Origin of the sequence: Archangium violaceum, assembly GCF_016859125.1 — a bacterium.
Taxonomy (GTDB): domain Bacteria; phylum Myxococcota; class Myxococcia; order Myxococcales; family Myxococcaceae; genus Archangium; species Archangium violaceum_A.
Map to the genome: position 1 here is coordinate 10,165,527 of NZ_CP069338.1, position 19,233 is coordinate 10,184,759.

Below are 19,233 nucleotides of genomic sequence, written 5' to 3' on the forward strand. Positions count from 1 at the left end.
CTTCGGGACGGGCCCCAGCCCGGCAAAGGTGCGCTCACCTCCGCGCGGCCGCAAGGGCACACCAGGGCCGTGCGCCCGTGGACTACCGGACGCTCACCCGCTTTCGGGCAGGAGCTCCCGTCACTCCTGTTGGGTATCCGCCACCCTGTTGGACTTCTCGGTCTGGATGCCGCGCACCACCACGTCATCGAAGGTGCAGACGAGGTTGCGGCAGCCCAGCGCCACCTTCGCCGAGCGCCCCTGGAGGCCCTCCAGGAACTTTTGCACGAAGGGCTCGTTACCGCCGTTGAGGTAGGCACTCACCTCCACGCCGTTCTTCTTCTTCTTCAGCTGAAGCTTCACGCGGAAGGGACCCTGGGGCACCGGTGTCTCGTCCTGAACCAGGCTCTCCACGTCCTGCGAGCTGTTGCCCGCCACCTCCTGGCCATCCGCGGTGGTGTACTTCCAGCCCAGCCGCATGCCCGTCCCCGGGATGGCGAAGACGGACACCTGCACGCCCTTGACCCGGTAGGACAGCTCGGCGAAGTGCTGCGCGTCCGGCTCCTCGGCGTAGCCCTTGCCCAGCGGGCTCGTGCTCATCCACGCCTCGGCGGAGAAGTCGTCGCTGGAGAAGTAGTAGTCGGACAGGTACGCGCGGGGGATCAACTGTCCGCCGCTCGCTTCATTGCCCCCCTGGATCGCATGGAGCTGGCCGTTCTCCAGCGTCCACGTCCCCGCATGGGCGCTCAGCTCCGCATGGCCCACCACGAAGTCCACGCCCAGGCGCACCCGTCCATCCGGCAGGTCCTCCAGCGTCGAGGTCACGAAGAGGTCCGCATCGGTGTTGGCCGGCCACGGTTTGTCCACCGGCACCGCAACCAGCCGCGGACCCCACGAGCCGAGCACCACCTTCTTGTCGCCCCACTGGAGAAGCGTCGCCGGGCCCAGCACCCTTCTCGCCCCGGCGAAGATCACCACCATCCCACCCAACACCGTCAGCGCCACCCGCATCGTGCGCCAGCCCGACCGCAGCCGGCGGCGCACCGGGCTGAGCGACTCGGCCCGCGCCAGAGCCGGCGGCAGCGAGATGCTCGACACGAGCGCCTCGAGCGCCTGGCACACCTCGGCGGCCCGCGCATAGCGCGCCTCGGGCTCGTTCTCCAGCAGCCGCGCCACGATCTCGTCCACCCGCGAGTCCAGCCCCGGCACGCGCTCGGATGGCAGCTTGAAGCGCCCCACCGGCAGCTCGCCGGTGAGCATCTCGTAGAGCACCACGCCGAAGGAGAACAGGTCCGCGCGCCCGTCCACGCTCTTCGCGTCCCGGCGCTGCTCCGGGGCCATGTAGTTGAGCGTCCCCATGGCCACCGCAGTGGCGGTGAGCTGCAGCCGCGAGTCCGGACGGCGGATGCCCGCCAGCCCGAAGTCCGCCACCTTCACGTGCCCGCGCCCATCCAGCAGGATGTTCTCCGGCTTCAGGTCGCGGTGGATGATGTCCTTGTCGTGCGCGCACTCGATGGCCCGCGCCACCTGCAGCGCCATGCGCAGGGCCTCGGGAGGCGACAGCTCGCGCATCACCTCGCGCAGCGAGCGGCCCTCCACGTACTCCATCACGAAGTAGTAGTGCTCCCCGGCCACCCCGCGGTCGATGATCTGGACGATGTTGGGGTGGTTGAGCGCCGCGAGCGCCGTGGCCTCCTTGTCGAAGCGCGTGACGAACTCGGGATCCTTCGCCAGCCGCGGCGGCAGCACCTTCACCGCCACCCTGCGGCCCAGGGACTTCTGCCGCGCCAGCCACACCTCGCCCATCCCGCCCCGGCCCAGCACGCGCTCCAGCGCGTAGCCCGGCAACTCCACCGGCGTGCCGGCCGCGCCCTCCCCTTCGAGCACCCGCTGCTCCAGCGCCGTCCCCGCCGAGGGCAACGAGGGGCGCACCAGCGTGGGCGCGGACAACTCGGGATCCTCCTGGAAGGAGGCCGGCCCCATCCGCACCGGGAAGCGGGCCCCGCAGGCACACGTCACCTGGTGACCGTCCGGAAGAGCGCTCACGTCGTGCGCACGCGCACAGCTGGGGCAGTTCAAGGTGTTCATCGCCGCGAGTTGGTGATCTCCAGCCCGTGCACCCGATACGCCCGAACGCCCTTCTCCTTGCCCTTCACCTGGGTGACGGGCAGGGGCTCCGCGTCGAAGCCGCTCCCGGCCTTCTGGATGGTGCTCTGGTTGGCCACCACCTCGCCGCCCCTGGCCAGCCCACACAGGCGCGAGGCCGTGTTCACCGTGTCGCCAATGGCGGTGAACTCATGGCGCTCGGTGCTGCCCATGTAGCCCACGACGGCCTGGCCGGTGTTCACGCCGATGCCCACCTCGATGGGCGGCTTGCCCGCGGCCATGCGCGAGCCGTTGAGGACCTCCACCGCGTCCTGCATCTCCAGCGCCGCGCGCAGCGCCCGCGCCGGATCATCCGGGTGCGACAGCGGCGGCCCCCACACGGCCATCACGCAGTCGCCGATGAACTTGTCCAGGTTCCCCTCGTGGCGGAACACCACGCCCGCCATCAGGGTGAAGAACTCGTTGAGCATCGACACCACCTCCTGCGGAGACTCGCTCTCCGACAGGGTGGTGAAGCCGCGGATGTCCGCGAACAGGCACGTCACTTCCGCCAGCCGGCTCTGCCGCAGGTCCTCGGTCTCGCCGCGGATCACCGCCTCGGCCACCGCCCGCGACAGGAAGCGGCTGAGCTCGGCGCGGGTGACGGCCTCGGCCTGGATCTGCGCCGCCAGCGCCGCGTTCTCCAGGGCGATCGCCGCCTGCGCCGCGATGCCCGAGAGGATGGTCAGGTCCTTCTCCGAGAAGGCGTTGGTCTGCTGGCGCGAGTCCAGGAACAGCACCGCCTCCAGCTGGCCCTTGCACATCAGCGGCACCGCCATGGCCGAGCGGATGCCCTGCGCCACGATGCTCTCCGAGGAGGAGAAGCGCTCGTCGATGATGGCGTCCGCGGTGAGCACCGCCTTGCGCGTCTCGGCCACCTTCTGCAGCACGGTGTCGGACACCATCACGTTGGGCGGGCTGCCCTGCCGGTGCTTCATGGCCACCGGGGTGAACTGGCCGTCCGCGCCCGGCTTGAGCACCACGCCGTGGTCCGCCGCCAGCAGCTGGAAGGCCACCGAGAGGATCTGCTCGAAGAGATCCGCCTGCTTTCCCTGCTGGCTCACCTGACGGTGGAACTCGTAGGCGATGCGCAGCTTCTCGTACTCGCGCTTGAGGGTGGCGAGCTCCTGGATCTGCTCGGCGGGCCGGAAGTTCTGCGGCACCTGCTGATCCATCTGCGCGAGGAACGCGGGGATGGAGTGCGACTGCGCCACCACCGTCACCCGAGGAGCGGCGCGCCCCGGGTTCGCTCCCGGCCCCACCGGAGCGGTCGCCTGGGCCGAGGCCCCGACCACCGTCTCCCCGGTGTAGAAGACGAGCTTGGAGGCTCCCAGGCTGATCTCATCCCCGTCGCGCAGCCGCAGCTCCGCCACGCGCCGTCCGTTGACGAACGTGCCGTTGGAGGAGCCCAGGTCGCGCAGGATGAAGTCCCGCCCCATGCGCTCGATGGTGGCGTGCTCCTTGGAGACCTCTCGGTCCACCAACCGCAGCGTGTTGGAGGGATGCCGGCCCAGGGTCGTCAGCTCCCCGAGCTGGAACTCTCCCGTCGTCCCATCCGGGAACCGCCCCTTGAGGTGCGGCCCCCGAGGACCAGCGGATTTTGAGGATTGGGTGGGGCCTTGACTCACGCGCGAGACCTCGAAGGTCCGAACACCGACATCACCGGCGGGACACTACCAAAGCCGAGGGAGTCCCGGAACCGCCAGGGACGCCTGCCTGGAGAGCGGGCTCAGGTTCTCGGCATCCGCTTTCCCGGGTTTGACGGAGAATCCGGCGAATGTGTCCGGGGGCCCAGGGGCAGGGGGTTCTTGATGGCGAGACCCACAGAGGGGTACAGGGTGACCCCTCCCAGATCGCGCTGCTGGCCGAAGATGACCGGACGGCAGTCGGTATAGCCGGCGGTGAGCTCGGCGAAGAGGTGGACGTACCGGTAGCCCAGGGCGAAGCCCAGGCTGGCGCCATAGAAGTGGCTGGACACCCGGGCCGGCAGCCCCAGGTCGAAGCCCGTCACGTCCTTGCCGGACTGCGAGTAGTCCACCAGCTTCGCGTCCAGTGAGGTGCGGCTGAAGATGTACTTGGGCGCCGCGTACAGCTTGAAGATGTCCCCCAGGTCCATGCTCAGGTAGACGGGGACCTCGAGATCCCACCGGGAGAACTCGTCGATCTTCACGATCTCCAGGGCGTCCAGCACGGGGCTCTTGAAGACGTGCCGGGAGAAGCCCAGGCCGAGCGCCAGATCATAGGACTTGCGCCGGTAGTCGGGCAGGAGCGAGTCCTCGGCATCGCCGCCGTGCGCCAGACGCAGCTTGCCGTCGAACCGGACGGAGGTGGTGCTCAGACGCAGGCCCACGTCCAGGGTGCTGGCCTCCAGCAGGCCGGCGCGGATCATCAGCTCGTTGGCGGGGCCCGGCGGGGCCACCGCGAGCGCCATGCCCACACCGAGCAGCCGCTGGGCCTCCGCCTCGGGCAGATCATAGGGCTGGCCCTCCTCGATGCGCTCCTTGATGGCCCCGCCCTGGTCGATGCCCTCGTCGATCAACGTGCCGAGCTGGCCCACCGGGGCGAAGACGCCCACGGCGCCGGACACCTGGAACTGGCCCCGGGCGAGCGGCTTCGCCGTCTGCAGGGTGGAGAGCGTGGAGGCACAGCCCGTCGTGGCCAGCAGGGCGAGCAGGAGGAAGAATCTCATGACGGGACGGAACGTTACGCCGCCGGATGTCCGGTTGTCAGGCCCCCGGCCATTCGTTCCTTCCTCTGAGGCCGCTCTGGCTGTTAAGGGAGCCTGGTGCGAATCAAGCAGAAACCCGAGGATTTCTCCGTCAAGGAGTCCTACCGCTTCGACGAGGTGGCGAGCGGTCGCCACCGCGTCTACCTGATGGACAAGCAGAAGCTGTCCACCTTTGACGCGGCGGACCGCATCCGCGAGGCGTTCGGTCTCAAGCCGGGCTCCATCTCGTATTGCGGATTGAAGGACAAGCAGGGCCGTACCGAGCAGCTCATCGCGGTGGACGGCGCGGACGTGGATATGCAGGACCCCGACCTGCGCCTGAAGTACCTGGGGCGCACGGACAAGCCCCTGTCGGCCGCCAACATCACCTCCAACCGCTTCGCCGTCACCGTGCGCATGCTGACGGAGGCGTCGATCGGCCCCCTCAACCAGGCCGCCGCGGAGATCAACCGGCTGGGCGTGGTGAACTACTTCGACAGCCAGCGCTTCGGCTCGCTCAAGCACGGCCAGGGCTTCATCGCCAAGGATCTCATCCGCGGCGACTTCGAGGCCGCGCTGCGCAACTACCTGGCCCAACCCTCGGAGCTGGACCGGACCGAGGACGCCAAGGTGAAGGCCTTCTGGCGCGAGAACTGGGGCCGGTGGGACGCGCGCGTGCCCTTCGAGGGCACCCGGAAGTACCACCGCATCCTCAAATCCCTGCGCGAGCACCCCGGCGACTACCTGCGCGCCTTCCTGCAGATCGACGCGTCCTACCGCGCGATGCTGCTCTTCACCTACCAGAGCTACCTGTGGAACGAGGGCGTGCGGCGCTACCTCCAGCTGCTGCTGCCGCGCGAGAACCTCTTCCCCATGAAGTACCAGGCGGGCACCCTGCTCTTCCACCGCGACGCGGACCCCGAGGTGCTCCACCCCCTGCGCGAGTCCACCTTCCCCCTGCTCGCCCCGGACAGCCACTTCGAGGATCCGAAGGTGAAGCAGGCCGTGGACTGGGTGCTCGGCCGGGAGAAGCTGTCCCTGTCGGACCTCCGCGTCGAGGAGGCCCCGCGGATGCTCTACTTCAAGCACGAGGAGCGTCCCACGATCGTCGTCCCCCACAAGCTCGTCATCGGCCGCGTCCAGAACGACGACCTGAACCGGGGCTTCCTCAAGGTCAACATCGCCTTCACCCTGCCCCCGGGTGCCTACGCCACGCTCGTCATCAAGCGGCTCTTCCACTTCGCCTACCAGGAGGAGAGCCCCCAGCAGATCCGCGACTCCTGGCGGACCCCCGTGGAGGACCGGGACGGAGCGACCGCGGACACGGCCTATGCCCCCCGAGGTCCCCGGAGGGCCCCCGCGCCCACGCCTCCCCTCCCTGATGCCCGGCCAGCCGCCAGGGCCGCCCGCCGCTCCCCGGCCGCAGGTGCCGCCCCCACCCCGGGCAGGCGTCCCCAGAGCCGCGAGGCGGTCGACACCCGCCCCTCCCAGCCCTCGCCCAGCTTCCGCGAGCGCCAGCGCCAGAAAAAGGCCGCCAAGGAAAAGGCGCGCAGCGAGCAGGCGGCCAAGCGCCCGGAATCACGGAAGAAGAAGTGACCTTGCCCGCCGATTTCCCCGGCGGTGCAATCGGGGGCCCCATGCTCCGTAGACCAGGGCGTGAACGCTCTCGCCCTCAACGCAGCAGACGTCGCGGACCTCGCCCGAGCCATCGGTATGCTGACGGCCGATGACGCCGCCGCCCCCCCCTGGAAGGCCGATGTGGTGGCCGCCCGGCGGGGGGATCCCTCGGCCTTCGAGTCGCTCGTCCGCAGTGTGCAGCGCCCGGTGTATGGCCTGGCGCTGCGCCTGCTCGGCAACGAAGCCGAGGCTTCCGAGATCGCCCAGGAGGCCTTCCTGCGCGCCTACCAGAACCTGCACAAGTACGACGAGTCGCGCCCCTTCGATCTCTGGGTGATGGCCATCACCCGCAACCTGTGCCTGGACCTGCTGCGCCGGCGCACCAAGGTGAAGACGGAGGAGCTCGAGCCGATGAAGGAGTTCCTCCCCAGCGGCGAGGCCTCGCTCGAGGAGGGCGCCATCGCCCGCCAGGAGCGCCAGTCCCTGGAGGCGGCGCTCGCCACCTTGTCCGCCGACGACCGGGAGGTGCTCGCGCTCTACTACGTGCAGAAGCGCACCACGAAGGAGATCGCCCAGGTCCTGGGCTGCGCGCCCGGCACCATCATGGCGCGCCTGTTCCGCGCCCGGGAGAAGCTCCGCAAGAAGATGAGCCCGGAGGAACCCACATGACCCCCACGACCTGTGAGTGCCCGGACCTCGAGGTGCTCTTCACCGAGTTGGAGGCCGGCGAGGGCCCCGCCCTGGAGCACGCCAGGGACTGCCCGCTGTGCACCGCCATCATCGAGGAGCACCGGCTGCTGGAGAAGGATCTGTACCGGATGGCGGATCCGCTCCCTCCACCGGACCTGGTGCACAAGGTGATGGCGCGGGTGGCCGCCGAGCCCCCTCCCGTGCGCAGCGAGTTGTGGACGGGCCTGTCCATCCTGGCCGCCTCGCTCCTGGCGGGACTCGGGGTGCTGCTCTCCAACGACGCGGCCCTGATCGGAGCCGGCACCGGCCTGGCCCGCTTCCTGGTGGACGGCAAGGCCTGCCTCGAGGCGCTGATGAGTGGAGCGCGCGCCCTGTGGAGTACCGCGGCGGCTCCCGTCGCGGGCGTGCTCGCCTTCCTCCTGTTCACCTCCCTGTTCGGAATCAAGCGGCTGGCCGGAGACGGCCCCACCCCTTCTGAAGCGTGAGTGTCGCCATGAAGATCTCCAAGCGCCTGTTGCTCCCCACCCTCCTGCTCGCATCGCCCCTCGCTCTCGCGCAGACGCCGGCCCCCACTCCCAACGCCGAGGCCCGCGCCCAGGACACCATCAACGTCCAGTTCCGCGGCTCCCTGCGGGACGCGATCCAGAAGATCGCCGAGGAGGGCGGCCTCAACGTGGTCGTCACCGGCGACCTGGACTCCCCCGCCGAGGTCCGCCTGAAGAACGTCAGCGCCGAGCAGGCCCTGCGCACGGTGGCCCGCGCCTACTCGCTGAAAATCGATCAGGACAGCGGCATCTACACCCTGCGCCCGATGACGGCCGACGAGAAGGCCCAGGGCAGCGCGGCATCGATGCCGCCCGCCCCGCCGCTCCCGAGCGCGCCCGCGGTCGTGCCCGTGCCGCCGGTACCACCGGACGTGGCCGACGAGGTGGCCCGGAGCGCGCTGGACGAGGACGAGGTGAAGGAGCGCGTGCGCGAGAAGATGAAGCAGGTGCGGCGCTCCAGCCGGGGCTCGCGCGACGTGGTGGCCCGCGGCCGCTCGCTGGAGGTGAAGGAGGGCGAGACGGTGGACAGCGCGGTCGTCTACGGCGGCAACCTGGTGGTGAGGGGCAACGTGGACGACGACGCGGTCGTCTTCGGCGGCAACCTGGAGGTCACCGGCCACGTGGAGGGTGACGTGCACGCCTTCGGTGGCAACGTGGTGCTCGGCCCGGGCGCCACGGTGGAAGGCGACGTATCGTCCTTTGGTGGCCAGGTCATCAAGCAGGACGGAGCCAGGGTGGAGGGCAGCACCGAGTCCTTCGGCGGCGCCAACATCGGCCGGATGGTGGCCGGTGAGATCAAGGAGAACATCAAGCAGTCCCGGCGGAATGCCTCCTCGGACGAGGACCACGATGAGGAGCGCGAGGAGCGGGGCGGCAACAGCTTCGCGGGCTTCCTGCTGACGTTCGCCATGCTCTTCGGCATGGGCTTCCTGGGACAGCTCTTCTTCCCGGCGCGGATGAAGGAACTGGGCGCGGAAGTCCGGGCGCAGCCGGTGAAGAACGGCGTGGTGGGACTGCTGGGGGCGCTGGCGCTGATTCCCACCCTGCTGGTGCTGACGGTGACGATCATCGGCATCCCGCTGGTGCTCGCCCTCCTCGTCGTGGTGCCCCTGGTGACGGCCATGGGCTTCGCGGCGGTGGCGAGTGAGATCGGCACCCGGCTGCCGGTACCGAGCAGGCGCAAGACGCAGGCGACGGTGCTGGCCCTGGGGCTGTTGATCCTCCTGGTGGTGGGCCACATCCCGGTGCTGGGGGGCATCGTGCTGACGCTGGCGACGCTGGTGGCCCTGGGCGCGGTCATCCGCACCCGCTTCGGCCACCGCCCACGGGGCATGCCGGAGCCCATCATCTCCGACCACATGCCGGCCTGAGCGGCGGCACCCCAGAAACAAAAAGTACCCTTCGGGGGGACGGCACGAGGCGCGGGGCGCTTCGGTCGCCCCCCGAAGTCGTTTCAACCGCGGCGGCCCGGCCACGGCGTCGTGGCCTGCAGCACCGCCTCCTGCAGCGCGTCGGTGCGCAGGTGGGTGATGGCCTGGTAGCCCGGATCGGCCACCATCTGGCTGAAGGCGGCACGGCTCGGGTAGCGCACCAGCAACACCGCGTCCCAGGCCTGCCCGGGCTCGGCCACCAACGCGGTCGAGCCATCCCCCGCGTACACCACCTCTCCGCCCACCTTCTCGAGGAACGGCTGGATGGCGCGTCCGTACTCCGCATAGGACTTCCTGCCGCCCTCCTTGAAGCGCAGCAGGTTCAACATGACGACCGGGCCTCCCGGATCCTCCTGGAGGTAGCTCTTGAGGTCCGAACCACGTGGATCGACGGCCATGGGGCCTCCCTGGAATGGAAAGGCCCGAGGTTACTCGGGTCCACCCGCCAGCAGCACGTGTTGTCTGGTGTCCGGGTGCGCGGGCTCCAGCAGCGAGGTGCCGTAGCGGAGCTGTTTCGCGGCATGCAGACCCGCGGCCCTCAGCACCCCGCGCGGCAGGAGCGACGACAGCCGCATCATCCACCGGTAGATGAAACCCGGGTGCACGAGGGGCTCGGAGCGATCGAAGCCCTCGATGGCCTCGCGGGCGCACTGGGCCGCGCTGATGCGCATCCACGCCGGAGCTCCGCCGACGCGCTCCCGCGTGCCCGCCGCCTCGCTGAATTCGGTGTCCACCGGCCCGGGCGCCACCTGTGTCACCACCACCCCCGTCCCGAGCAGCTCCAACCGTAACGATTCCGTGAAGCCATCCAGGAAGTGCTTGGTGGCGGCGTAGACGGCCAGCCCCGGGACGAACGTCCGCGCCCCTCCGGAGCTGATGTTGAGAATGCCACCGCGCTTGCGCTCCACCATGTGTCGCAGCAACCGGTGGGTGAGCAGCAACGGCGCCGTCACGTTCACCTGCACCATCTGGTGGATGCGCGACCAGCTCTCCTGCTCATAGAGGCTGTAGTCCCCCAGGCCCGCGTTGTTCACCAGCACGTCCACCCGGACGAGGTGCCGGGACAACGAGTCCAGCAGCGAATCCACATCGTCCGGGTGGGCCAGATCGCACCGCTCCACCAGCACCCCCAGGGTCGGGTTGCGCTCGAGTAGCTCGTCGCGCAGGGCCTCCAGACGCTCTTCCCGGCGTGCCACCAGCACCAGCGTCCGGGCCCGCCGGGCAAGCTGGCGTGCGAGCTCCCGGCCAATCCCCGAGGAAGCCCCCGTGATGAGGATGGTGCCGGAATCGATGGGTGGACGCATGCACTCCTCCTTGCCTCGACAACACGGGAAGCTAGGTACACGCTCCGTCCCCCACATGACGCGCCGGGTCGGACGCCCTCCGGGCCACCCCCCCATGGGTTCTCCCCCCCATCGTCCCGTTTGGCTACGAATTCAAGAAATCCAGTGCTCTAATCCAGGACAGGGAACGTCCTCCGGCAAGCGCTGGAACGGACTCGGGTTTTGCCCGGGTTTGTGCAGTCCCTTTACATCTGCAATCCAGAGACAGGTGCGTCCGTGCTCCATTCGCGGCGCGTCACGGGAGCGGCCTCAGAGGGAGAACGGCGGGCGGAGCCGTTGGCACGACATGTGCCATCCGGCATGGCCAGCGCACTCCCGCGCGAAGGAAAACCCCTCCTCCCTATGAACCTGAAGATTGTTCGTGCGTTTCTGGTGGTCGGTCTGACGGGCTGCGGTGCCTCCGAGCTGCCGATGGACGTTCCGGACGCGGAGCTGGGCTCCAACGAGTCCAACGTGATCGTCGGTTCAGTGAACTGGACCGCCGCCACCTCGCTGAGCTCCACCAGCACCGAGCGGGCCCGGTCCAAGGCGGTGGGCTACCTGTCGATCCCCGCCGTGGGCAGCCGCTGCACCGCGTGGCTCGTGGCCGATGACAAGGTCATCACCAACAACCACTGCATCGGCAGCAGCGCGGACGCGGTGGGCGCCAGGGTGTCCTTCAACTATGAGGACGGCGTCTCCTCCACCAGCCGCATCTGGTACGACTGCTCCACGTTCGTGCGGACCTGGACGGCCGAGGACATGACGGTCATCCAGTGCAAGCCGCTCAACGGCTATCTCCCCGGCCAGGTGTACGGGAAGCTCACCGTGGCCAGCGGCAACGCCGCGAACAACTCCGCGATGTACATCGTCCACCAGAACTGCGACTACAACGCGACCCCGGGCTGCGTGCCGACGAAGAAGTACTCGCCCGGCAAGGTGCTCAACACCAACGCGACCAGCAACGAGCTGTCGTACAACGCGGACACGCTGGGCGGCTCGTCGGGCTCGCCGGTGCTGGGCGGCGCGGGCACCACGTACGCGCACCAGGTGATCGGCCTGCACCACGTGGGCGTCGGCTCCAACTACAGCTCCAGCGCCTACAACCGGGGCGTCGAGGCCTCCGCCATCAAGGCGCGCCTGTCGAGCATCGGCCTGTAATCCCGGGCATTCCCACTTCCCCCCCGCATCACCCCTGCATCACCCCCACCCCCACTCAGACGGCGGCTCCTCACGGGGCCGCCGTTTGTTTTTCGCGCGCCCCCACCCGGCGCAAGGCTTGCGCCCGCCCCGCCGCCACACGCAAGAGTTTGCACGCGGACATCCCTCCTCCCAGGAGACTCCCCTGGCACGCTTCTTCCAGCGATGAAGGGTGGAGAAGCCCGCTCCACTCCAGGAGCCGGGCGGTAACGGAGGGAACAGCGATGCCCATGCCTACTCGCATCCTCGTGCCCGTGGACCTGATGGAAGGGTCCCGAGCCATCATCGATTACGCGGTCCAGCTCGCCAAGCCGTTCAACGCGTCCATCGAGGTGCTCCACACCTGGGAGCCGCCCCAGTACGTGGCGCCGGATCTCCTGGTGGCCGCGCCGGGATGGAATCCCCAGTCGCTGGAGAAGACGGCGCTCGGTGCGGCGCGCAAGGAGCTGGAGACGCTCATCGGCTCGTTCAAGGGCGCCGGTCCCCTCACCCAGCGGCTGGAGGTGGGTGAGCCGGCCTCGGCCATCCTCCGTGTCGCCGAGACGGACGGGTTCGATCTGATCGTCATGGGCACCCATGGCCGCCGGGGCCTGCCCAGGCTGCTGCTGGGCAGCGTGGCCCAGAAGGTCATCGCCCGGGCGAGCTGCCCCGTCCTCACCCTGCACGTCACCGAGGAGAAGTAACCGCGGCGGACGCGGGGGGGGCCACGAGCCGCCCTCGCCGCCCCCTCTCCTGTCAGGGCAGGACACGGAAGGGTCACTCCCAAGAGAGCATTCGACAAGCCGGTGGAATCACGAGTAGAGGAGGCGCTCTCCAACGCAGCGATCCAGGAGCGATGCGCCCCATGAATCCGAAGCGAGGCTTTGCCAGCGACAACAACGCGGGAATCCACCCCACCCTGCTCGAGGCCATCGCCCGGGCCAACGTGGGCCACTCCCAGGCCTACGGAAACGACGCGTGGACCGAGCGCGCGGTGGCGAAGTTCCGCGAGCACCTGGGCTCCCACGTGGACGTGCACTTCGTCTTCAACGGCACCGGCGCCAACGTGCTGGGCCTGAGCTCACTCCTGCGGCCCTACCACGCCATCCTCTGCGCCGAGACCGCCCACATCAACGTGGACGAGTGCGGCGCGCCGGAGAAGCTCACCGGCGGCAGCAAGCTCGTGGACATCCCCACCCCGGACGGCAAGCTGACCCCGGCGCTGGTGGAGCCGCGCATCCGCGGCCTGGGGGATCAGCACCACGTCCAGCCCCGCGTCATCTCCATCTCCCAGTCCACCGAGCTGGGCACCGTCTACACCCCCGAGGAGATCCGCGCGCTCGCGGACCTGGCGCACCGCCACGGCATGTACCTGCACATGGACGGCGCCCGCATCTCCAACGCCGCCGCCGCGCTCGGCGTCCCGCTGCGCGCCATCACCACCGACTGCGGCGTGGACATCCTCTCGTTCGGCGGCACCAAGATTGGAATGATGGTGGGCGAGGCCGTCGTCGTCTTCGATCCGAAGCTGGCGCCCGACTTCAAGTTCCTGCGCAAGCAGGGCATGCAGCTCGCCTCGAAGATGCGCTTCGTGGCCGCCCAGTTCGAGGCGCTCCTCACCGATGAGCTCTGGCTGAAGATCGCCCGCCACGCCAACGCCATGGCGGCGCTGCTGGCCCGGGAGGTCTCCTCCATCCCCAAGGTGCGCCTCACCCGGCCCACCCAGGCCAACGGCGTCTTCGCGGCCCTGCCAGCCGAGCTCATCCCCCGGCTGCAGGAGCACGCGTTCTTCTACGTCTGGGACGAGCCCACCTCGGAGGTACGTTGGATGACATCCTTCGACACCACCGAGGAGGACGTGCGCGGCTTCGCCCACCGGCTGCGCGAGCTGGTGGGCGGCTGAGCCGCGCCCGTCCCGTCACACCTCGGGCGGGCGCCTAGAGGTCGCGCTCGCCGAGGTTCTTCGCCCCGACCCACCGCATGCGGTTGAACTTGTCGAGGTTCTTGTTGGCGACGATCTGGAAGCAGGTCGACGAGCCCTGGGCGGCGATCTCCACGGACCAGCCGAGGAACATCTGCCACAGCCGGAACCACCACTCGCCGTAGGTCTTCACCACCTCGGCGCGGTTGGCCATCCAGTTGTCGTACCAGCGCGAGATGGTCAGCGAGTAGTGGATGCCCACGTTCTCCACGCTGTGGATCTCGAACCCGGCGCTCTCCAGGTTGCTCACCACGAACGAGAGCGGCATGGAGGCATCCGCGCCCGGGAAGATGTACTTGTTCATGAACAGGCCCCACACCAGATCCTCCAGGTGGTAGCCCAGCAGGCCCTGCTTGGCGCGCAACCCGGCGATCTGCAGGTAGAAGAGGCCGTCATCCGTGAGCATGTCGTGGACCTGCCGCATGAAGCCCTGGAAGTTCTTCACGCCCACGTGCTCGGCCATCTCCAGGCAGGAGATCTTGTCGTACGGGCCCCGGGGAATGTCGCGGTAGTCCACGGTGAGGATGCGAGCGCGGTCGCTCACGCCCATGCGCGCGATCTGCTCCGTGGCGTACGCGGCGCCCTTCTGCGCGATGGTGACGCCCGTCGAATCGACGCCGTAGTCCTTCGCGACGGTCGCCACGAGCGTTCCCCAGCCACAGCCGATGTCCAGGTAGCGCTCGCCCTTCTTGAGCTGCAGCTTCTCGGCGACCAGCTTCATCTTCTGGTCCTGCGCCTCCTCGAGCGTCTGGTTGGGCGAGGTGAAGAAGCCCGAGGTGTAGATCATCCTCGGCCCGAGGAACCAGCCGAAGAAGTCGTTGCCGCGATCGTAGTGCTCGCGCGCGATGCGGACATCCTGCTCCTGCGAGTGGATCACCACCTCGGGCAGGAAGCGGGTGAACAGGAACTTGAAGTGCTCGGCCACCGGCTTGTAGTCGACGACCTTCTGCCGCTCGCGAATGAACGCGAGGAAGTCACCTTCGATGTCGAGCCGCTGGTGGATGTAATCCTCGATGAGGGTCGCCATGGGAACCTTGCCGGCGCCGTAGCGGGCGCTGATGGAAGGGTCCTTCGGGTTCAGACGGAACGACGTGACAGCGTCCATGCATCCTCCTTGAAAGGCTCGCGTCCTATCGGTTACGGCCGGGCGCGAGGGGCGGACACTCTATGTGCGGGAACGCGACTCCGATACCACGGAGTCCGAGAATTGCGACGCACCGCACCATGAATCGGGCTCGACACCCGGTCTCGGGTGTGAATGGAGCCCGGCAATCGTCCCGGCGGACCTTCGTAGACCCGGATGCGCCGCTCCGAGCGGCCGCTCTCCTGGGGTCCACGAACATGTCCAAGTCCCTGCTGTCCGCCGCGCTCGCCATTCTCAGTCTGCTCGCCGCCGTGCCCACCACCGCCCGCGCGGAGGACGACGCCACGAAGGCGGACAAGGCCGAGCGGCCCACGTGCACCATCAGCGTCAAGAAGGGAGACCTGGTCGCCCAGGGCAAGGACCTGATCGTCGAGGGCAAGGACGCGGTCCGGGACGCGGTGGCCATCGACGGGGACGTGGTGGTCCGCGCGGGCACCTCGGTCAATGACGTGGTGTCCCTGCGCGGCAAGGTGACGGTCGAGTCCGGCGCCCGGGTGGCGGGAGACGTGAGCGCCATCGGCGGGGACGTCCACATCCAGAAGGGAGCCACCATCGCGGGAGACGTGAGCGCCATCGGGGGCCGGATCCGGGCCGACGAGGGAGCCTCCATCGCCGGCGACAAGAACGAGCTCTCCCTCAACATCAATGGGGAGGACCTGTTCCGGAATCTGGTGGGTCACATCATCACTGGCAAGGGCACCACCCACTGCCAGGTGAGGCTCAGCGAGAACTGACTTCGCGCTCCTGCTCCTGCTCGGAGGGGGCCGTGCCGGCGGCGCTCGTGTGCGGCATCAGCGAGGCCCGGAGCGCGAGGATCTGCTCCCGGGCCATCGTCTTGAGCCGCTCCACGTCCGCGAGCGTCATGCCCTGGGTGGAGATGGGCGTGCCCACCGTCACCAGCGCGCGCGCCGTGGCGAAGCGCCACGAGTGCTTGGGCAGCGCCCGGCGCGTCCCGCTCACCGCCACGGGCAGCACGTCCGCCCCCGTCTCGATGGCCAGGCGGAAGGCACCATCCTTGAAAGGCAGCAGCTCGTCCGTCTTCGAGCGCGTGCCCTCGGGGAAGATCATCACCGGCATGCCCTTGTCGAGCCAGCGGGCGCAGGCGGCCATGGCCTCCTGGGCGGAGTCCTTCTCGCCCCGGCGCACGGGGATGTCCCCGGCCAGCCACATGCTCCAGCCCACCACGGGAATCTTGAAGAGCGAGGCCTTGCCCAGCCACTTCATCTCCCAGGGGAGGAAGGAGATGAGGAACGGGTCCGCGTTGGATTCGTGGTTGCTCACCACCACCGTGCGTCCCGCGGGGCGCACCGGCTTGCCGTGCACGCCGAACTTCCAGAAGGGGTTGAGCTTCGCCGCGGTGACGCCGATGAGCCGGAAGGCGCGCCCCGTCACCACCTTGCGCTTGTCGAAGGGCCAGGTGACGACCAGGGGAACCTGGATGCAGAAGCCCGTCAGGGCCACCACACCGGTTTCCAACCACGCGTACATGGAGAGCAGTGCGTTCATGAGGTCCCTCCCGGCCTATCAGCGGCGGACCCTGGGGTCCAGATCCACGCTCACCGGACAGTGATCCGAGCCGAGAATGTGCGGGTGGATGGCCGCGCGTTTCACGTAGGGCATGGCCCCGGGCGAGGCCAGCACGTAGTCGAGCCGCCAGCCCACGTTGCGCTCGCGCACCCCGAAGCGCTGGCTCCACCAGCTGTAGTGCCCCGTCCCCTTCTCGAAGTGGCGGAAGGTGTCCACCCAGCCGGCGCGGATCCACCGGTCGAACTCCTCGCGCTCCTCGGCGAGGAAGCCGCTCGTCTCCCGGTTGTCCCTGGGCCGTGCCAGGTCGATCTCCTGGTGGGCGGTGTTGAAGTCCCCCATCACCAGGAGGCGCTCACCGTCGCGCAGGCCCTTCTCCAGTCTGTCGAAAAGGCGACGGTAGAAGTCCAGCTTGAAGGGCACGCGGCTGTTGTCCCGCTCCTTGCCATTGCCGTTGGGGAAGTAGCAGTTGACCACCGTGAGGCGCCCGAAGCGGGCCACCTGCAACCGGCCCTCGTCGTCCATGTCCTTCACGCCCAGCGCCGTCTCCACGTCGTCCGGGGCCTTGCGCGCGAAGAGGCCCACCCCGCTGTAGCCGGGGCGCACCGCGGACACGAAGTGGGTGGCGCGCCAGCCCTCGGGCGCACGCACCTCTTCCGGGAGCTGCTCCTCGCGGGCCCGCACCTCCTGCACGCCCACCACGTCGGCCTTCTCGGCCGCCAGCCAGTCCAGGAAGCCCTTCTTGTGGGCCGACCTCAGTCCGTTCACGTTCCAGGAGACGATCCGCACGGTACCGCTCTCATTGCCTGACCGGCGCGCGGGGGTCCAGTCCTGACACGCACCGGCCGCCCGCCCGCTTCACGACTCGGAGGAGCCAGACGTCGCCGGGTACGCCGGGCCGACGCCGCAGCGCTGACGGAAGGCACGTACCGCCTCGGCGATCTCCGTGCCCGCCTCCACCAGTCCCGCGTGGCCCGCGTCCTCCACCAGCATCCACTCCGCGGCCGGGAGCCGCTCGCGCATCCGCTCCATCTCGCGCAGCGTCACCAGGAGATCGTTCTTCGCGGCGATGATCTGCGTGGGCACCCGGATGGTGGGCAGCACGTCCCAGGACGGTGGGGCCTCCATCAGGCCGCGCATCATCATCCAGAAGGCCAGCGGATCCATCCGGCGCAGGGCCAGCATGAACTCCAGGATGTCCGCGCGCGGAGCACGGGCTCGTAACAATCCCGTGACACGCCCGAACGGATATGCCAGCCGCGACGAGAGGAACTCGTGGACGAGCGGCGCCACCCGGGGCACCAGCGGTGTCAGGGTCCGGAACGCGCGGGCCAGGGTTGCATGCGCACCCGGCACGGGGATGATCCAGGCGCTCGGATCCGGAGAAGCAGGGCTCCCGGCGATGAACGTCATGGCGGGTACCAGCTCCGGCCTGCGCCGGTAGAGCTCCAGCACCACCCGGACGCCCATGGAGAAGCCCACATGGTGGGGCGGCTGTCCGTTTCCGCGAGCCATCATCTGCTCGGTGACCCGCTCGAGATCATCCACGTGGGCGCGCAGGGCGTAGTCCCCCCTGGCGGACAGCCCGCTCCGGCCGTGACCGCGGTAGTCCCAGTGCACCACCCGGTGGTCCTGCTCCAGGTCCGCGATGATGTATCGCCAGAAGTTCTCCGACGTGCCGATCCCGTTGGTGAGCAGCACCGCCGGGCGGGAGGCGAGCTCCGGCTCCGCCTCACCCTCCGGGGCATGGCCCACATGCGTGTGGTACGCGATGCGGGTGCCATCGGGAGCGGTGACGAAGCGGGTGAGCCGGCGGTAGGGCATACCCGCCCACCATTCGGATGCCCGCTGGCTGTTGCAAGCTCAAATGTTGACCATTTGGTGCCAACGAGGTCCGTGCCTCCGGTGTTGTTCCCTGTCCGATTTCTTCCGGGCGCGGCGTCGCCCTGGCGCATCCTCCTCCTCCCCATGACCCTCTCGGACTCCTCCCCTTCCCTCTCACGCTGGCTGGACCCGCGCCCCTCGGAACCAGGAACGCCTCCCGCGGCGGTGGCCCTGGGCACGATGAACTTCGGGGCACGTACCCCGGCGCCCGAGGCCTCGCGACTCGTGGCCCGGGCCCTGGAGCGCGGTGTGCTCTTCTTCGATACGGCCAACTCGTACGGCAACGGTGAGGCCGAGCGTCTCCTCGGCCAGGCGCTGCGCGGGCGGCGGGCCGGGGTGGGCATCGCCACCAAGGTGGGGCTGGCGCGCATCCGGGGGAAACCCGAGGGCCTGTCCGGAGCCCAGGTGACCCGGGCAGTGGAGGACAGCCTGAAGCGGCTCGGGACGGAGTACGTGGACGTGCTCTACCTGCACGCGCCGGACGCCTCCACGCCGATGGAGGAGACCCTCGAGGCCGTGCACGGGCTGCTGCGAGCCGGCAAGGCGCGGCACTGGGGCGTGTCCAACCACGCGGCCTGGCAGTTGTTGGAGCTGCGAGGCCTGTGTGACGCGCGCGGCATGCCCCACCCGAAGCTGTCCCAGGTGCTCTACAACCCGCTGGTGCGCCAGATAGAGGTGGAGTACCTGCCCTTCACGAGGCGCTACCCCATCCACACCACCGTCTACAACCCGCTGGCCGGAGGACTGCTCTCCGGGCGCCACACCCCGGGCGGCCCCATCCCCCCGGGCTCGCGCTTCGACGGCAACCGCCTCTACCAGCGCCGCTACTGGTCCGAGCGCCTCTTCGAGCTGGCCGGGCGCCTGCGCGACGTGGCGGAGGCGGCGGGCCTCACGCTGGTGGAGCTCGCCTACGGTTGGCTGGCGAGCCGCCCCGGGGTGGACTCGGTGCTGGCGGGCCCGGGCTCGGTGGAGCACCTGGACGCGGCGCTGGACGCCTGCGCGAAGCCCCTGCCTCCCGCGGTCGCCACGCGCGTGGACGAGGTGTATCGGGAGTGGCTCGGAACGGACGCCACGTACGCGAGGTGA

18 protein-coding genes are annotated in these 19,233 nt (G+C 69.1%); 9 read left to right on the forward strand and 9 right to left on the reverse strand.

Annotation, left to right across the window (positions count from 1 at the left end; all coding sequences use genetic code 11):
- Nucleotides 1–120 precede the first annotated feature (120 nt).
- From JQX13_RS42935 to JQX13_RS42945, 3 genes are all read right to left on the reverse strand, one after another.
- Nucleotides 121–2,025, reverse strand: coding sequence for a serine/threonine-protein kinase (locus JQX13_RS42935; protein WP_430384116.1), 1,905 nt, complete (start codon nt 2,023–2,025; stop codon nt 121–123).
- Nucleotides 2,026–2,063: 38 nt separating this feature from the next.
- Nucleotides 2,064–3,752 carry an adenylate/guanylate cyclase domain-containing protein gene (locus JQX13_RS42940; protein WP_203405191.1) on the reverse strand — a complete coding sequence of 563 codons (1,689 nt, stop codon included), beginning with the start codon at nt 3,750–3,752 and terminating at the stop codon, nt 2,064–2,066.
- A 101-nt stretch (nt 3,753–3,853) separates the two neighbouring features.
- Nucleotides 3,854–4,813 carry a hypothetical protein gene (locus tag JQX13_RS42945; RefSeq protein WP_203405192.1) on the reverse strand — a complete coding sequence of 320 codons (960 nt, stop codon included), beginning with the start codon at nt 4,811–4,813 and terminating at the stop codon, nt 3,854–3,856.
- 96 nt (nt 4,814–4,909) lie between these two features.
- On the opposite strand from JQX13_RS42945, the gene truD reads away from it, so the two are divergent.
- The 4 genes from truD to JQX13_RS42965 all read left to right on the forward strand — a co-directional run bounded on the left by truD (nt 4,910) and on the right by JQX13_RS42965 (nt 9,053).
- On the forward strand, nt 4,910–6,427 hold the full coding sequence (gene truD / locus JQX13_RS42950; RefSeq protein WP_203405193.1) for a tRNA pseudouridine(13) synthase TruD: 1,518 nt from the start codon (nt 4,910–4,912) through the stop codon (nt 6,425–6,427).
- Between the two features lie 117 nt (nt 6,428–6,544).
- Entirely contained in the window at nt 6,545–7,117 is a 573-nt protein-coding gene (locus tag JQX13_RS42955; protein WP_203412475.1) for an RNA polymerase sigma factor, read from the forward strand.
- Entirely contained in the window at nt 7,114–7,623 is a 510-nt protein-coding gene (locus JQX13_RS42960) for a hypothetical protein (RefSeq protein WP_203405194.1), read from the forward strand. Before JQX13_RS42955 ends, JQX13_RS42960 begins: the two co-directional genes overlap by 4 nt.
- 8 nt (nt 7,624–7,631) lie before the next feature.
- Entirely contained in the window at nt 7,632–9,053 is a 1,422-nt protein-coding gene (locus JQX13_RS42965) for a polymer-forming cytoskeletal protein (RefSeq protein WP_203405195.1), read from the forward strand.
- 83 nt (nt 9,054–9,136) lie between these two features.
- On the opposite strand, the gene JQX13_RS42970 is transcribed toward JQX13_RS42965, so the two are convergent.
- Both JQX13_RS42970 and JQX13_RS42975 read right to left on the reverse strand, forming a co-directional pair.
- Nucleotides 9,137–9,511 carry a DUF1330 domain-containing protein gene (locus JQX13_RS42970; protein ID WP_203405196.1) on the reverse strand — a complete coding sequence of 125 codons (375 nt, stop codon included), beginning with the start codon at nt 9,509–9,511 and terminating at the stop codon, nt 9,137–9,139.
- 30 nt (nt 9,512–9,541) lie between these two features.
- Nucleotides 9,542–10,417, reverse strand: a complete 876-nt coding sequence (locus JQX13_RS42975; protein WP_239014199.1) for an SDR family NAD(P)-dependent oxidoreductase — start codon at nt 10,415–10,417, stop codon at nt 9,542–9,544.
- Nucleotides 10,418–10,798: 381 nt separating this feature from the next.
- Here JQX13_RS42975 and JQX13_RS42980 point away from each other — a divergent pair, with 381 nt between their 5' ends.
- From JQX13_RS42980 to JQX13_RS42990, 3 genes are all read left to right on the forward strand, one after another.
- Nucleotides 10,799–11,596: a trypsin-like serine peptidase gene (locus tag JQX13_RS42980; RefSeq protein WP_203405197.1), complete on the forward strand. Its 798-nt coding sequence runs from the start codon at nt 10,799–10,801 to the stop codon at nt 11,594–11,596.
- Between the two features lie 263 nt (nt 11,597–11,859).
- On the forward strand, nt 11,860–12,318 hold the full coding sequence (locus tag JQX13_RS42985; protein ID WP_203405198.1) for a universal stress protein: 459 nt from the start codon (nt 11,860–11,862) through the stop codon (nt 12,316–12,318).
- Between the two features lie 161 nt (nt 12,319–12,479).
- Entirely contained in the window at nt 12,480–13,517 is a 1,038-nt protein-coding gene (locus tag JQX13_RS42990) for a threonine aldolase family protein (protein WP_239014200.1), read from the forward strand.
- 34 nt (nt 13,518–13,551) lie between these two features.
- Here the strand turns inward: JQX13_RS42990 and JQX13_RS42995 are convergent, their stop codons facing one another.
- Entirely contained in the window at nt 13,552–14,700 is a 1,149-nt protein-coding gene (locus JQX13_RS42995) for an SAM-dependent methyltransferase (protein WP_203405200.1), read from the reverse strand.
- Between the two features lie 236 nt (nt 14,701–14,936).
- Between JQX13_RS42995 and JQX13_RS43000 the strand changes: the two genes are divergently transcribed.
- Nucleotides 14,937–15,473 (forward strand): polymer-forming cytoskeletal protein, encoded by a 537-nt coding sequence (locus JQX13_RS43000; protein ID WP_203405201.1) that lies wholly within the window; start codon nt 14,937–14,939, stop codon nt 15,471–15,473.
- On the opposite strand, the gene JQX13_RS43005 is transcribed toward JQX13_RS43000, so the two are convergent.
- The 3 genes from JQX13_RS43005 to JQX13_RS43015 all read right to left on the reverse strand — a co-directional run bounded on the left by JQX13_RS43005 (nt 15,460) and on the right by JQX13_RS43015 (nt 18,087).
- The gene (locus JQX13_RS43005) at nt 15,460–16,245 is read right to left on the reverse strand and encodes a lysophospholipid acyltransferase family protein (protein WP_203405202.1); all 786 of its coding nucleotides are present in this window, start codon (nt 16,243–16,245) and stop codon (nt 15,460–15,462) included. The genes JQX13_RS43000 and JQX13_RS43005 overlap by 14 nt on opposite strands.
- An 18-nt stretch (nt 16,246–16,263) precedes the next feature.
- Complete coding sequence (locus JQX13_RS43010; RefSeq protein WP_203405203.1) at nt 16,264–17,052, reverse strand: exodeoxyribonuclease III; 789 nt, start codon at nt 17,050–17,052, stop codon at nt 16,264–16,266.
- 69 nt (nt 17,053–17,121) lie between these two features.
- Nucleotides 17,122–18,087 carry an alpha/beta fold hydrolase gene (locus JQX13_RS43015; protein WP_203405204.1) on the reverse strand — a complete coding sequence of 322 codons (966 nt, stop codon included), beginning with the start codon at nt 18,085–18,087 and terminating at the stop codon, nt 17,122–17,124.
- 81 nt (nt 18,088–18,168) lie between these two features.
- Here JQX13_RS43015 and JQX13_RS43020 point away from each other — a divergent pair, with 81 nt between their 5' ends.
- A complete protein-coding gene (locus tag JQX13_RS43020; protein ID WP_239014201.1) occupies nt 18,169–19,233 on the forward strand; it encodes an aldo/keto reductase in 1,065 nt (354 codons plus the stop codon).